15 protein-coding genes are annotated in these 14,607 nt (G+C 37.0%); 3 read left to right on the top strand and 12 right to left on the bottom strand.

Going from position 1 to position 14,607, the window contains the following annotated elements; all coding sequences use genetic code 11:
* Nucleotides 1-74: 74 nt before the first annotated feature.
* Complete coding sequence (locus tag ACY651_RS20015) at nt 75-1,313, bottom strand: M16 family metallopeptidase (protein WP_462255285.1); 1,239 nt, start codon at nt 1,311-1,313, stop codon at nt 75-77.
* A 97-nt stretch (nt 1,314-1,410) separates the two neighbouring features.
* Nucleotides 1,411-2,610: an aspartyl protease family protein gene (locus ACY651_RS20010; protein ID WP_462255284.1), complete on the bottom strand. Its 1,200-nt coding sequence runs from the start codon at nt 2,608-2,610 to the stop codon at nt 1,411-1,413.
* Between the two features lie 65 nt (nt 2,611-2,675).
* On the opposite strand from ACY651_RS20010, the gene mqnC reads away from it, so the two are divergent.
* From mqnC to ACY651_RS19995, 3 genes are read left to right on the top strand one after another with little or no spacing between them, the layout of a single operon-like run.
* A complete protein-coding gene (gene mqnC / locus ACY651_RS20005) occupies nt 2,676-3,800 on the top strand; it encodes a cyclic dehypoxanthinyl futalosine synthase (RefSeq protein ID WP_462255283.1) in 1,125 nt (374 codons plus the stop codon).
* Nucleotides 3,801-3,830: 30 nt separating this feature from the next.
* The gene (locus ACY651_RS20000) at nt 3,831-4,151 is read left to right on the top strand and encodes a DUF3817 domain-containing protein (protein WP_462255282.1); all 321 of its coding nucleotides are present in this window, start codon (nt 3,831-3,833) and stop codon (nt 4,149-4,151) included.
* A 5-nt stretch (nt 4,152-4,156) separates the two neighbouring features.
* A complete protein-coding gene (locus tag ACY651_RS19995; RefSeq protein WP_462255281.1) occupies nt 4,157-4,666 on the top strand; it encodes a GAF domain-containing protein in 510 nt (169 codons plus the stop codon).
* 66 nt (nt 4,667-4,732) lie between these two features.
* Here ACY651_RS19995 and ACY651_RS19990 read toward each other — a convergent pair whose 3' ends face one another.
* From ACY651_RS19990 to rlmD, 10 genes are all read right to left on the bottom strand, one after another.
* Nucleotides 4,733-5,377: a DNA-3-methyladenine glycosylase family protein gene (locus ACY651_RS19990; RefSeq protein ID WP_462255280.1), complete on the bottom strand. Its 645-nt coding sequence runs from the start codon at nt 5,375-5,377 to the stop codon at nt 4,733-4,735.
* 53 nt (nt 5,378-5,430) lie between these two features.
* Nucleotides 5,431-6,192 (bottom strand): LytR/AlgR family response regulator transcription factor, encoded by a 762-nt coding sequence (locus tag ACY651_RS19985; RefSeq protein WP_462255279.1) that lies wholly within the window; start codon nt 6,190-6,192, stop codon nt 5,431-5,433.
* An 8-nt stretch (nt 6,193-6,200) separates the two neighbouring features.
* A complete protein-coding gene (locus ACY651_RS19980) occupies nt 6,201-6,932 on the bottom strand; it encodes a sensor histidine kinase (RefSeq protein ID WP_462255278.1) in 732 nt (243 codons plus the stop codon).
* A 14-nt stretch (nt 6,933-6,946) separates the two neighbouring features.
* Nucleotides 6,947-7,228 (bottom strand): hypothetical protein, encoded by a 282-nt coding sequence (locus ACY651_RS19975; protein ID WP_462255277.1) that lies wholly within the window; start codon nt 7,226-7,228, stop codon nt 6,947-6,949.
* A gap of 77 nt (nt 7,229-7,305) precedes the next feature.
* Nucleotides 7,306-8,265: a fasciclin domain-containing protein gene (locus tag ACY651_RS19970; RefSeq protein WP_462255276.1), complete on the bottom strand. Its 960-nt coding sequence runs from the start codon at nt 8,263-8,265 to the stop codon at nt 7,306-7,308.
* Nucleotides 8,266-8,426: 161 nt separating this feature from the next.
* Nucleotides 8,427-9,917 carry a cysteine--tRNA ligase gene (gene cysS / locus ACY651_RS19965; protein WP_462255275.1) on the bottom strand — a complete coding sequence of 497 codons (1,491 nt, stop codon included), beginning with the start codon at nt 9,915-9,917 and terminating at the stop codon, nt 8,427-8,429.
* 163 nt (nt 9,918-10,080) lie between these two features.
* Nucleotides 10,081-11,208 (bottom strand): endonuclease/exonuclease/phosphatase family protein, encoded by a 1,128-nt coding sequence (locus ACY651_RS19960; RefSeq protein ID WP_462255274.1) that lies wholly within the window; start codon nt 11,206-11,208, stop codon nt 10,081-10,083.
* A gap of 76 nt (nt 11,209-11,284) precedes the next feature.
* Nucleotides 11,285-12,250: a rhomboid family intramembrane serine protease gene (locus ACY651_RS19955; RefSeq protein ID WP_462255273.1), complete on the bottom strand. Its 966-nt coding sequence runs from the start codon at nt 12,248-12,250 to the stop codon at nt 11,285-11,287.
* A gap of 52 nt (nt 12,251-12,302) precedes the next feature.
* Nucleotides 12,303-13,004 carry a rhomboid family intramembrane serine protease gene (locus ACY651_RS19950; protein ID WP_462255272.1) on the bottom strand — a complete coding sequence of 234 codons (702 nt, stop codon included), beginning with the start codon at nt 13,002-13,004 and terminating at the stop codon, nt 12,303-12,305.
* Nucleotides 13,005-13,028: 24 nt separating this feature from the next.
* Nucleotides 13,029-14,507: a 23S rRNA (uracil(1939)-C(5))-methyltransferase RlmD gene (gene rlmD / locus ACY651_RS19945; protein ID WP_462255271.1), complete on the bottom strand. Its 1,479-nt coding sequence runs from the start codon at nt 14,505-14,507 to the stop codon at nt 13,029-13,031.
* Between the last annotated feature and the right edge of the window lie 100 nt (nt 14,508-14,607).

Genomic DNA, 14,607 nt, shown 5'->3' with positions numbered 1-14,607 from the left:
CGTAAGGCTTAAGCTTCAGGTCAAATTCAATGGCATCTTTTATTAGCGGAGCTGTTTTTCGGTTCATTAATTTATCAGTTATTGGAATAGTAATACAGCGTATTAGAATTCTTTTCGTCAAAAATGATGTTGCTTTCGTTCTTTATTTCATCGGCTGTTACAGCCCGGTACCTATCCAGTTCTTTATTGATCAGGTCTGCATCACCCATCAACTCATACATAGCTAAACTGGCTGCACGGTTGGTTATGCTCATGTCTTCAAAAGCGATCATGCTCTCTGTTTTATTTTTTACTTTATCCAGTTCCCGCTGACTGATGCCGTCTTTCTGCAGAATTATCAACTCTTCATTAATGGCGGCTTCTGCGTCTTCCATTCTTATCCCTTTAACCAGTTTTCCTTCAATGGTCAATAAACCTGCATCGGTACTGCCTAAATGATAACATTCAATATTACTGAACAGTTGTTTTTCTTTTACCAGGGCCTGATACAAACGGGATGATCCGCCACCACCCAAAATTTCGGTGATCAGGTCTGCTGTATAATAGCGCATGTCGGTACGTGGGTATATATGCCAGCATTTGTACAATGCATCCAGCGGCACATTTGCTTTTATGGTATTTGACCTGGCTGCGGTTTGTTTTGGCTCAACAGGCAGGTTACGAATATATCTTTCCCCTGCCGGAATAGAAGCAAACCATTTTTCGGTAAGCCGTTTTACTTCTTCAACAGTTATATTACCGGCAACAACCAAAATGGCATTGCTTGGATTGTAGTGCTTTTTAAAAAATGCCTTTACATCATCAAGTGTTGCATTTTCTATATGGCTAAGTTCAGCACCGATCGTCATCCATCTGTATGGATGAACGGTATAAATAAGTTCTCTCAACTTATGCCAAACATCACCATACGGTTTGTTTATATAATGTTCTTTAAACTCTTCGCTTACTACTTTGCGTTGGGTATCTAAACTTTTTTTACCAAATGCTAACGATAACATGCGGTCACTCTCTAACCAAAAAGCCGTTTCAATATTTTCTGCCGGCAATTGACAATAATAATTAGTAAGATCGTTGGTAGTGTAAGCATTATTTTCGCCCCCGGCAACCTGCAACGGTTCATCGTACACCGGAATATTTACGCTGCCGCCAAACATTAAATGCTCAAACAAATGTGCAAAGCCGGTTTTGTGTGGTTCTTCGTCTTTTGACCCCACATCGTACAAAACATTTACTACAGCCATTGGGGTACTTTTATCTTCATGCACCAATACTTTTAATCCATTGGGCAAAACAAATTTTTCAAACTGAATCATGCGGCAAAGGTAAATAGTTACGGGTTAAAAAAATTATAGGTTTATATACCTTTTGCGTATATGGTATCTTGGAAAAAAATAATCACTTAATGGTAAACTACCTGATGCTTAGTGGATACAGATGGAGGATAATTAATTCTTCTTTTCTTTTTACTATAACTCTAATTTCTTCGTTAGCGGTTTGTAAAATATTTTTATAGATATTAATGTTGTGAGAAAAATTATTGCCTACAGAAAAAACTTCGTCGCCGGGTAAAAATCTTGCTTTTGCGCCTGGTGAACCTTCTATAACATCGCCTACCACAATTTTCCCTTCCTCATAATAAATACCAAGGCCAGTGTAAGCATAATCAAAACCTTCTTTAAAATGACTGTTGGGCAACAGGTGAATTTCTCTTTTAGGATAATTAATTATCATATTAAATCTTCGCAACAAATCATTTCCAATAAGGCCTCCGGTAAAAGGAAAAGATGTTACGTTATATGCATCATCATATAAGTAAGTGGGTACCTGGTGAAACCTGTACGGCCCCAGCTTAACTTCTTTTACAACAGTAAGCCTCATTTGCAGTTTGCCTCCCATGCCCTGTGCCTGGGTTAATACAGGTTTACGCCGGGAAAGTAAAACACTGCTGTCCTGGGCAAATTGTTCACTCATTAAAAAACATAAACCTGCACCTGTATCAAAATAAAAATTATATCCCATTTTTTTTCTGTCTTTTATGTTTACCCATTGTATGGGCAGTGCAGTAAAAACAGGATGCAATGTACTTCCCCCTTTTGGGTAATTAATTTTCCCGGGGCTGTACACTTCAATAATACTGCTGTCGAAATTTATAGAAACTATATATTTACTGAAAAAACTGTAGCCAATAATACCATCTACTTTTTCGCCATAAACACTGGTGAGTACTTCATAATTATTAACATGAAAATTAAGATGAGGCACATCCAACCCGGTTAAATGCAATGTTTCATCAAAAACAAAGGGCACTTTTCGTATGCCGCCAATACCGGTAATGGTTGTATCACTTGCTTTACTTAAAATTTTAAATTCGGCGCAGGTGGAAGAGTCTAACGAAATGCCGCCGCTTCCTGTGTCTAAAACAAAATTTAATGTATCTGGCACATTACCCACCCTTGCCTGTATAACCATAACACCACCACTGTACTGTTTAAACGGAAATCTGGTAAGTAATTTAGCAGGCGGCGGAGATAATATTTCCTGTGCCCGGCAAATAAAAGCTGGCAAAAGACTATTGGCAATAAGCAATATCGTTAAAATATTTTTTCTCATTAAGCAGTATGTAATTTACAACCTAATGGATGTACTTTTGTTGTTTATTACACAAAAGGTTTTTTATGAACTTAAATGATTTATACCAGAAGGCCCTCGATTTTGGTTTTCTTACTGCAGAAGAAGGTATGTATTTGTTTGAAAACGCTCCCTTAACCGAGTTGATGTATGTGGCCAATGAGTTACGCAAAAAGCAGGTACCCCATGGAAAAGTTACCTGGCAAATTGACCGTAATGTAAACACCACCAACGTGTGTATTGCCAATTGCAAGTTTTGCAATTTTTACCGCATACCCGGCCATGCCGATGCTTATATAACCGATATTGAAACTTATAAAACAAAAATTGAGGAAACTATAAAATTTGGTGGCGATCAATTGTTGTTACAGGGCGGACACCACCCGGAACTCGGCTTAAGTTTTTACGTGAACCTGTTTAAAGAATTAAAAAGCCTTTATCCCAATATAAAATTACATACCCTTGGCCCTCCGGAAGTGGCGCACATTACAAAGCTTGAAAAAAGTACACACCGTGAAGTATTGATGGCTTTAAAAGAAGCTGGTATGGACAGTTTACCCGGGGCCGGGGCCGAAATTTTAACCGACAGGGTAAGGCGTTTAATAAGCAAAGGGAAATGCGGTGCACAAGAGTGGCTGGATATTATGCATGAAGCACATAAACTAAATATTACCACATCTGCCACCATGATGTTTGGCCATGTAGAAACTTTACAGGAACGGTTTGAACATTTAATAAAATTAAGAGAAGTTCAAAGCCGCAAGCCCGAAAATGCAAAAGGGTTTTTAGCGTTTATTCCATGGACGTTTCAGGATGTAGATACATTACTTACAAGAATACGTGGCGTACACAATTTAACTACATCCGAAGAATATATACGCATGATTGCGATGAGCCGTATCATGTTACCCAATGTAAAAAATATACAGGCCAGCTGGCTAACGGTGGGTAAACAGGTAGCGCAAATTTGTTTAAATGCAGGCGCTAACGATTTTGGAAGTATTATGATTGAAGAAAATGTAGTAAGCGCTGCAGGTGCGCCACACCGTTTTACCAGTACCACCATTCAGCAATCTATAAAAGAAGCCGGTTTTGAACCTCAATTAAGAAACCAGCAATACGAATGGAGGGCAATACCCGATGCAATTGTAGAACAGGTTATTGATTATTAATTTTTCCTTTTAACACCTTAAATTAAAAACATGTCAAAAGAAGTGTTGCTTAAACAACTTCACCGTTTTAGAATGGTGGCTATTGCTGAAGGTATTTCATTTTTAGTTTTATTAGGTATTGCCATGCCGCTTAAATATATGCTGGATTTACCCGAAGCGGTAAAAGTTGTTGGGTGGATACACGGCGCTTTATTTGTAACCTTTATTTATTTTGCCTTTGAAATATTTACTTCTTTTAAAAAAGAAATTTTATGGCTGGGCAAAGCTTTTATTGCTTCCATCATTCCTTTTGGTACTTTTATTTTTGACCGGGAATTAAAAATGGAAGAACAAATTTTAATAAGAAAATAAAAATAATGGCGGAGGATTTACATATTATTCAAGGCACTAAAGCAGAAATTTATCAATCGCTTATTCCGCAAATAAATGCTTTGATTGATGGCGAGCCTGATTTAATTGCCAACCTGGCTAATGTTGCTGCTGCATTAAAAGAACAATTTAATTGGTTGTGGGTGGGTTTTTATTTAGTGAAGCCCTTCGGCTCAGCTCAGGATGATAAAGAATTAGTTTTGGGGCCTTTTCAGGGACCGGTGGCCTGTACCCGAATTAAAAAAGGCCGTGGTGTATGCGGTGCTGCCTGGCAAAATGCGGTAACGTTAATTGTACCCGATGTAGAAAAATTTCCCGGGCATATTGCCTGCAGCAGTTTATCAAAATCAGAAATTGTAATTCCTCTTTTTAAAGATGGTGAAGTTTTTGGTGTGCTTGATGTGGATAGTGAACTGTTGAATGAGTTTGATGAAATTGATAAGCGATATTTGGAGGAGATTGTAAAGCCCCTGTCCCCTAAAGAGGAACTTAGGTAGTTACTGTTTTTTTATTGTTTCAACCTTAAATTTGTTACTGTTTTTTTTTGCTAAAAGATAATAAAATTATTTTACGCTGAAGTTCCCCTTTAGGGGCGGAGGGGCTTTAGGGGCTGTATTATCCTTCCATCCCCACAAATACCTGCAGGCATAAGTTTTATAAGGGCTCCATTTTTTACTGATGGATAACATTTTTTCTTTCATTGCTTTTTTATCTGCCGCATCAATATTATACAGTTTACAAATGGCCTGCTGTATGCCTAAATCATCTACTGCAAAAATATCTTCACGGCCAAGGGTAAACATTAAAATCATTTCCACCGTCCATTGGCCCACCCCTTTTATTTGAGTAAGGTATTTTATCAGTTCTTCATTGCTCATTTTATGCAAACGGGCATCAGTAATTTTTTCATCAATAAAAAATTTGCAGACATTGTGTACATAGTTTGCTTTAGCGTTACTAAGGCCAATGCTGCGTAAAGTTTCAAAAGGAGTTTCGGCAATTTGTTGTGCAGTAGGAGTTTTGCCTTTATATAAATTCAAAAATCTTTTTTGAAAAACATCGGCAACTTTAGTACTCAGCTGCTGGCTCATAATAGAATTACATAAATGCAGGTGTATATTTTTTCTTTTGACTAAAAGAAACGGCTGCTGGTGCTCAATTATTTTTTTAAGTTTTTTATCTTTAGATAAATGGACAATATGAGGCATGGTAATAATTTACTCCTCAATATCTGCAAAAAAAATGTATCGGCTGCAAAAATTTATGCATCGGCCCATTGTTTAAAATCAGCCACCCTTTCTCTGCTTATAATTATTTCTTCTTGTGCAGCAATGCCTTTTAAATGCAGTTTAAGGCGGTTGCTTTGGTATGGTTTTACCTGGTCGATAACACCTGCATTAATAATTATTTTTCTGTTGAGCCTGAAAAAATCTTTGGGATTTAATTCAGTTTCTAATTTTTCCATAGTGGTGTTAATTACAAACCTGTTACCTTCCTTGTCTATTAAAAAAACAATTTTATTATCGGCAGCAAAATAGGCCACTTCGCTGGCAGCAATAAAAAACAACCGCTGGCCAACCTTTGCTAAAAACCTGCTTTTATAATTTACCGAAAAATTATCCTTAACCTGCTCCATCAGCAACTGGTAATCTTTAGGAGCAAATGCGGTGGCCAGGTTTTTATATTTATTCAATGCCGTAGCTAATGCTTCTGCGCTTACCGGTTTTAAAATATAATCTACACTGAATAATTTAAAGGCATCAATAGCGTAGTTTTCGTAAGCAGTAGTAAAAATGATGGGCTTTTGTGTAGTGGTGCGTTTAAAAATTTCAAAGCTTTGCCCGTCGGATAAATGTATATCCAATAATATTAAATCGGGGTGCGGTTTGGTGTTAAGCCATTGTACAGTTTCTTCAACACTTTCCAGACAGCCTACAATGTTTATAGATGCATCGTAAGCTTTTACTAAAAGCTGTAATCTTTCCTGGGCTAATTGTTCGTCTTCTACAATTAAAATTGTCATGGCACATTTTAATTTAAAGTAAGTAAGGGCAGCGCAACTGTAAAATCAACCGCATCATTTTTTACGGTTACGTTTTTTCCGCTTACCAACTGATAGCGTTTAATAATATTAGCTAATCCAATTTTGGTAGAATTATCTACCGATTGGCGCAACTGCAAATTGTTAGATACCACAATGGAATTATTGCCATTGATATGCACATCAATATGCAGTGGTTTTGTTTTACTTACTACATTATGCTTAATGGCATTTTCTATAAGCATTTGTAAAGAGGCCGGTATTACATAAAATTTTTCATAGGGTTCGGGTACTTCAATAGTTATATCTAGCCCTTCGGCAAATCTTTTTTGTAGTAAAAAAATATACGGTTTTATAAAATCAAGCTCTGTTTTTATATCCACCAGTTCTTTATCGTGGTTGTTTAATATATAACGGTACACTTTAGAAAACTCTTCAATAAATTTATTGGCCTCTTCATTATTTTTCATAATTAATGCCGACAGTACATTTAAATTATTGAATAAAAAATGAGGGTTTATCTGACTTTTTACTAATTGTAGTTCTGCCTGTGCCGATATTCTTTTTAATTCCTCTGCCTCCATCCATTTGGTTTTATACTGGGTAAAATAAAACTTAATGGCGTTTAATAGATGAAACAACAGGTTGGCCAGCCATGCATAAATTAAATTTAATTTTAGCGGTATTACAGTTTGCTTAAAACTGTAATTGTGTAGCCCCATACTTACAAAAAACACTACGCTAATTGTAATAATAGTGGTAAATAAACTGCCGTAATAAAAAATACCACCAGCGTTCTTATTTTATTTTGTTGCCGGCTAATTAATTTTTTAAAAAACGGTTCAATTAACCTGCTGGTTTCCCATATTAGTAATGTAATTATGGTAATAGTTGCAAAAGCTACATACCATTCTATGGGGATATTAAAGTATTTATACACCTCACACAATACAGTATTAAGGTAGGTGTAAGTGGCTAAAACTGCAATAAAAACATACCGGTATTTATTAGCAAACATTGTTGGGGTTTTATAATACTAACATCAACGGCGAAAATTAAAAATTGTTCGCCGCTGATGCAGTTGAGTTTTTCATATTATGGTAACAAAACTCTGTCGATAGCGTGTACCACTCCATTGCGTGCCATTATATTGGTGGCTATAATATTTGATGCAGTTCCGCCATTTCCATTTCCCCTTATTGTTGCACCTGTTGTTAAGCTAATGGTGGTGGTGCCGCCAGCTAACATGGCTAATGAGCCATTTGCAAGATCTGATGAGAATGCTCTTCCTCCAACTACATGGTACCGCAGTACGGCCAATAAAGTTGCAACAGGAATGTTATCAATATTATTAGTTCCTAAAGCAGTTAATAATTGCGTAAATGCTGCATTAGTAGGTGCAAATACAGTAATAGTTGCGGTACTTAAAGTATTAATTAATGTGGGATCTCCACCTGGTGCATTATTAGCCCGTACTATTGCTTTTACCAACGAATCTAAGCCAGAACCAGCTGCTTGTGCGGTTGCTACAATACTACCAGAAGGTTTGTTTAATGCTTTTGATAAAATGTGTATCACACCATTATCTGCAGCAACATCTGCAGTAGTAACCTTAATACCGTTTACAAATACACCGGCTGCATTTTTAGTAACAAAAACAGAATCGCCTCCAGCTGTTACCACTTTTGCATTGGGGCCAGCAGGTACATTGGCAGCTAAAATTTTTGAGCCAATGGTGTGGTAAAGCAAAAGATCGCTTAATTGTGTTGATGATAACGAGGTAACAGTAGCAGAAGTAATACCTGCACTTGCAAAGGCAGCATTATCGGGTGCAAATACCGTAAATGGACCTGTGCCGCTTAAAGTTGCAGCCAAGTTGGCTTTTACTACCGCTTCTTCCAACACACTAAAAGTAGCGCCGGCTACCACTACATCTTTAATAGTGTTGGTTTTTGGCGGTGTTGGTACATCATCATCTTTACACGATGAAAAACTAAATACTGCGCCTGCTATGGCTGCAAATAATACACTTTTAAAGGGGATGTTCTTTTTCATAATTGATTGTTTTTATAATCTGATTACAAAAAATAACAACTATGGATTTAGCAATTACCGCAAACGGTACTTTTTAGGGAGTGAACCGTAATATTTTAAAGATGAAGCATAAAAAAGCTGCCTCAAAAAATTGAGGCAGATTTACAATGAGTTAAAAAATATTACACACTCCAGCTTACTCCACCGTCTTTCTCATCTTTTAAATTAATACCAATTGCGGTTAACTGGTTTCTTATTTTATCACTGGTAGCAAAATCTTTTTTTGACTTTGCTTCTTTTCTGATGTCAATTAATAATTCCATTACACCGCTCAGCTTTCCGTCGCTCAAATTAAATTCGTCTGTTAAACCAAACACCTCTTCTATGTAAGCCTTAAATTTTTGCTGCATTAAAATCAAGGTAGATGAAGCCAATGCATCAGCGGGTATCAATCCATCTTTAATAGAATTAATTAAAGGCACCAGCTCAAACATATTAGCCAATACTTTAGCGGTGTTAAAATCATCATTCATGTTCTCATCAAAGGCCGCAATAATTTGCAAACATTTAGCATTAAGTTCCACATCTTTTGCTGCTGCATCGTTGTTTATAATTGTAAATTTCTTCAGCACTTCGTAAGCTTCCCACAATCTTTTAAAACCTTTTTCGCTTGCCTGCAAAGCCTCGTTGCTAAAATCTAATGTGCTGCGGTAATGCGTTTGCAGCATAAAAAAACGGGTCGTCATCGGCGAGTAAGCTTTTTCCAGCAACGGGTGATTGCCGGTAAACAATTCTTCTGGTAAAAAACCATTGCCTAAAGATTTGCTCATACGGGTGCCGTTAACCGTTAGCATGTTGGTATGCATCCAGTAATTGGCCGGACTGGTATGGTTGCAGGCCTGGCTTTGTGCAATTTCGTTGGTATGGTGTGTAGCAGCAAGGTCCATTCCGCCACCATGTATATCAAATTTTTTACCCAAATATTTTTCACTCATGGCCGAGCATTCAATATGCCAGCCGGGAAAACCCATTCCCCAGGGGCTGGGCCATTGCATTAAATGTTCTGGGCTGGCTTTTATCCATAAAGCAAAATCGAGGCGACCACGTTTTTCATCCTGTCCGCCCAATTCTCTTGTACCCTCCAAAAGATCTTCTAATTTTCTGTTAGTTAAAATTCCGTAAGGTTGTTCTTTGCTGTATTTTTCTACATCAAAATAAATGGTACCATTTACTTCATACGCATAGCCGTTAGCAATGATGTGTTTGGTCATTTCAATTTGCTCGGCAATATGGCCGGTAGCGGTTGGCTCAATTGATGGTGGCAAATTATTAAACAACTGCATTACATGATGAAAGCCCAATGTATATTTTTGTACAATTTCCATTGGTTCCACCTGCTGCAGCCTTGCAATTTTACTAAACTTATCATCGCCTTCATCACGGTCGCCTTCCAAATGCCCGGCATCGGTAATGTTGCGTACATAACGCACTTTGTAACCCAAATTAGTTAAGTAGCGGTAAATAATATCAAAAGAAATAAATGTACGGCAGTTGCCTAAATGCACATCGCTGTACACGGTTGGGCCGCATACGTACATACCCACATGCTCCGGCGTAACTGGTTTAAATTCTTCTTTCTCTCTAGAAATGGTGTTATAAATTTTTAAAGACATATCCCTATCCCGTAAAGGGAAATTTATTTTACTTTGAAAAATTAATTTGATAATGTTTGCACTTTTTTTAAAAGATGCCGTGACAAAGATATATTACATGCCGCAACGGCAACAGAAAAAATAATATGGAGTAGTTTTTTTCATCTTAAAATCAAAAGTACCATTATTTTATTATTGCTGCATCAGTAATAACAGGAAAGTGATCACTTAATTTTTTACTGATTCTTGTAAACTGCTTCACCTCAAATTTATAATCTAAAAAAATATTATCAATACGCAGTGTGGGGGAAATACCACTGTAGGTACGGCCAATGCCGCTGCCTTTTTCTGCAAAAGCATTTTGTATGCCTTTGCCAATAGTGTTGTAAGCATAGCTATTGGGCACATCGTTAAAATCGCCACACACAATTACAGGGTAAGGGCTTTTGTCCATTTCTTCTTTTATTCTTTCCGACTGTATTTTTCTTTTTAAAAACCCTTTTTTTAATTTACTGATCAGGCTCCTCGATTTTTTCAGGTCCTCGTCGTCGGTAATAGTGGGCTTTTCAATATACTCTAAATTTGTAACCGTAAATTTCAGCGATTGCAAATGAATATTAAACACACGAAAAGTATCTGCACCTTTTACAATGTCTGTGTATTGAAAAATAGAATTGTAATCGTTTGGATAATAACTCATCGTTTTTTTATTAATGATGGGATATTTTGAAAAAGTGATAATACCAAAATGATGCTGCCCGTCAAAATCCAGTTTTGGGTTGTAAGAATAATTATAATCAGTAAATACTGCCTGCTCCATTATATCGGGAATATAATTAATTGCTTTAGCCACATTATCGCTGCCCACCATTTCCTGAAAAGTTGCAATATCCGGCTGAAAATCTTTTATCAGATCCAGCATCTGCTGTTTTTTTTCGGGGTGCGTTTTGTGTTCTAAAATATCAAAGTGTTCTACATTCCAGCTCATTATGCGTAAGTTACTGTCTTGTTTTTGTTTTGCAAATCCGGTTGAAAATCTAAATGGAATAATAGTAGTAATTGGTTTATACGCCAGCAAAATGGTAATTACAGAAATTAACGACCACCTTGCTTTTACAAACAACCAAAATAAAACAAACAGCAATAATAAACCCAGTAAATAAAAAGATGCAAGAGTAAGTAAACCGAGCGGCCAAAAGTATTTTGGATTAAACCATCCGCCATAGCAGCCCAATAAAAACAACACCGCCAAAATTATATTGGTGATAATGAAAAACTTTTTTGTTATTCTGCGGAAAAGGCTTTTGGGCATTGCATAAAGATAACACCAGATGGTTAAAAATATTTCAATCTTAAAACGTTAACAAATTTTATAAAAGATGAGACGCCTACAACTCTTCTTCGCTGGCCCTTTTTAAAATATTTTTTTCTTCTTCTGTAAGAAAATGGTAGCCCTGCTGGCTTATTTTATCTAATATTTCATCAATACGCTGTTGTGTAACGTTGGCCGTTTTATTAAATGGTTTTCTGCTGCCGGTATTATAAAATACTTTTTCTTTTGTTTTATTTACCGCTGCTTTTTTATTGGGGTTAAAAAGATTGCTGCCCCAATTGTATAAATTAATCATCCATACACTTAAATCTTTTCCCTGCCGTAATAAATAAACAAATAAAAAACCTGCTAATGCACCGCCTAAAGTGGCAAAGCTGCCGGCATTGGTAAGAGAAAATGCACTTATTAAAGTTATTAAAAGAAACAAGCCCGTTAAAACCCAAACAGGAATTCCCCTGCCAATATTTTTAAAAATGCGGTAGCGTGGCGAAAATGTTGTTACCGCCATGGCAATTGCCGCAGTGCCGGTTTGCGAACCGTATAAATAAGCGTTGCCAATATTTGCTTTAAGTGGCGGCAAAGCATACACCACAATAATAAAAAACACGGCCCCAAGTAAACTGCCATAAATGTAAACAGGAAAAATAAATTTATTGCCCGACAGATCTTGCAAAATATAACCAAAGGCCCATAACCAGAGCATACTGGTTAACATGGTAAGCAGTAATGGAAATGTATCCATACCACCCTGCGAAAACATAAAAGTTAAAACTGTCCATGGCGATTCGCTTAACTTAATCAAGCTTGCCGGCATTGCCACCCAGCGTATAGCATCAAACTGCAGTGCTGCTGCCCCCTCGCCCTGGTGGGTATATAAATAAAAAACTCTTGAGATAAGTATTAAAAAAAAGAAAACCATATTTATGGCAAACAATGCAAAAAGTGCATTACCTGCCTGGCCAAGTGTAAATCTTCGCCTTGCTAATCCTCTGTAATCCTGGTATCTGTCCGACTCTCCCATAATTTTTTGCCTTGCAAATTTACTAACAGTTATAACATAATAATGTTAAGAGTTAATAGAAAGTTTTTTTGTTGGTTTTGTTCCAGTATAACACTAATAAAAAGCCAGCAATTGCTCCACCTAAATGTGCAAAATGCGCAATGTTATCGCCAGGTATTCCAGCAAAGCCACCAAACAAATCTATTGCTACCATTATAGGAATAGCAATTTTAGCTTTAATTGGAATGGGTATAAACATCATGAATAATGGCGTGTTGGGAAAAAGGTAAGCAAATGCTGCCATAACCCCCATCACTGCACCCGATGCCCCTACTGCACCTCCCAGAAAATATTTAGGAATATAGCCCTCACTTGCAACAGCCTGGTCATACATTACCTGAGTAATTTGTCCTACTTCGGGATTTCTTAAATATTGCATTATTAAATGCAAAGCAGCCGCTGCAAGTCCTGAAAGTAAATAAAAGATTAAAAATTTTTTTCCTCCCCAATATTTTTCAAGCATGCTTCCAAACATCCATAAACCAAGCATGTTAAATATTATATGCATCAGCGAATTTGGGGAATGAGCAAACATGTGCGTTATAACCTGGTGGGGTTTAAAAAAAGGACTGTTTATTGGAAATAATGCTATAGCGTCAGTTACTTTGTCGCCTATTATTTTTTGTGCAGCATAAACCAATACATTAATTATGATAAGATTAAAAACAACCGGTGTTTCTCTTTGTATTTGATTTCCGGAATTATAGTATGCCATTGTGTAAAGTTAATTTTTAAATTTTTATTTCAATATCAGCAACACCACACATTCAATATGGTGTGTGTGCGGAAACATATCTACCGGTTGAATTTTTTCTACCGTATATTTTTCGCTCAGCAAAGCTATGTCTCTTGCCTGAGTGGCAGTGTTACAGCTTACATAAACTATTTTAGGGGCTGCAATTTCTAAAAGCTTAGTTACTAATTTATCATGCATACCCGCCCTTGGCGGATCGGTAATAATAACATCAGGCCTGCCATGAGTTGCAAAAAAATCATCGTTGCAAATTTTTATAACATCGCCGGCAAAAAATTGTGCATGGGTAATATTATTCAATGCAGCATTTTCTTTAGCATCTGCAATAGCCTCTTCAATAACTTCTACACCAATTATTTTTTTTGCATGCCGGCTTACAAAAATGCCAATGCTGCCCGTGCCACAATATAAATCGTACACTACTTCGTTACCGGTTAATGCTGCAAAATCTCTTGTTACCCTGTATAATTTTTCTGCTTGCTTGGTATTAGTTTGAAAAAATGATTTGGGTGAAATTTTAAATTGAAACTGTTCTAACTCTTCTATTACAAAGCCTTTTCCAAAATATACCTGCGGTGTTAAATCGTAAATAGTATCGTTCCATTTTGGGTTGATGGTAAATAATAAAGTAGTTATCGAAGGTACCTGCTGCAATAAATGATCCAGCAGTTTTTTACGTTCTGTTTCTTCTTCAAAATTAAAAATCATATTCACCATCAGCTGCCCGGTGGTGCAGTAACGGATAACAATATTTCGCAGCCATCCCGTATGTTCCCTTACATCGTAAAATGAATAATTGTTTAGTAAAGCAAAATCTCTTACTGTATTGCGGATGCTGTTATTTACCCCATCCATTAAATAACACTCTTCAATATCAATTATTTTATCAAACAGGCGGGGTACGTGAAAGCCCAAAGCCCCCCCACCCCCCGAAGGGGGGATTTCCGAAGGGCCTGATTCTTTAAAAGAACTTTCTAAAATTGGATTGCTTAAAATCCCCCCTTCGGGGGGTGGGGGGGCAATTTCACCTGGCAACAAATACCTTTTATTGCTAAACGTGAACTCTAATTTATTGCGGTAATATTTATCATCATCTGCACCAATAATGGGCAATATTTCGGGTAGCGGAATTTTCCCAATGCGCTTTAAATTCTGCTCTGCTTCCTGCTGTTTGTACTGCAATTGTTTTGCATACGGCATCATTTGCCATTTACAACCGCCGCATACACCAAAGTGTTTACAAAACGGCTCTACTCTTTCTTTAGAGTAACTTATTATTTTTTGCACCCTTCCCTCGGCCCAGTCTTTTTTATTTTTGGTAATAAAAATATCGGCCACATCGCCGGGCACAGCACCAGAAATAAAAATTACTTTTCCATCCAGTTTGGCCAGCGCCTTTCCTTCGGCAGCATAATCGGTTACCAAAACGTTTTCCAGAATTATTCTTTGCTTTTGTTTTTTCACGGCAGCAAAAATACCTTAACTAATTGAATGTTGCCCGATGTTTCAACCCGTCGCAATAATTTCAGGCCCATTCAACTTCTTTTGTTAACGATTTGTAATT

It is taken from the genome of Ferruginibacter sp. (genome assembly GCF_031391665.1).
Lineage (GTDB): Bacteria > Bacteroidota > Bacteroidia > Chitinophagales > Chitinophagaceae > Ferruginibacter.
The sequence above is the reverse complement of the archived record's forward strand: the minus strand, read 5'-3'. Positions and strand labels throughout refer to the sequence as shown.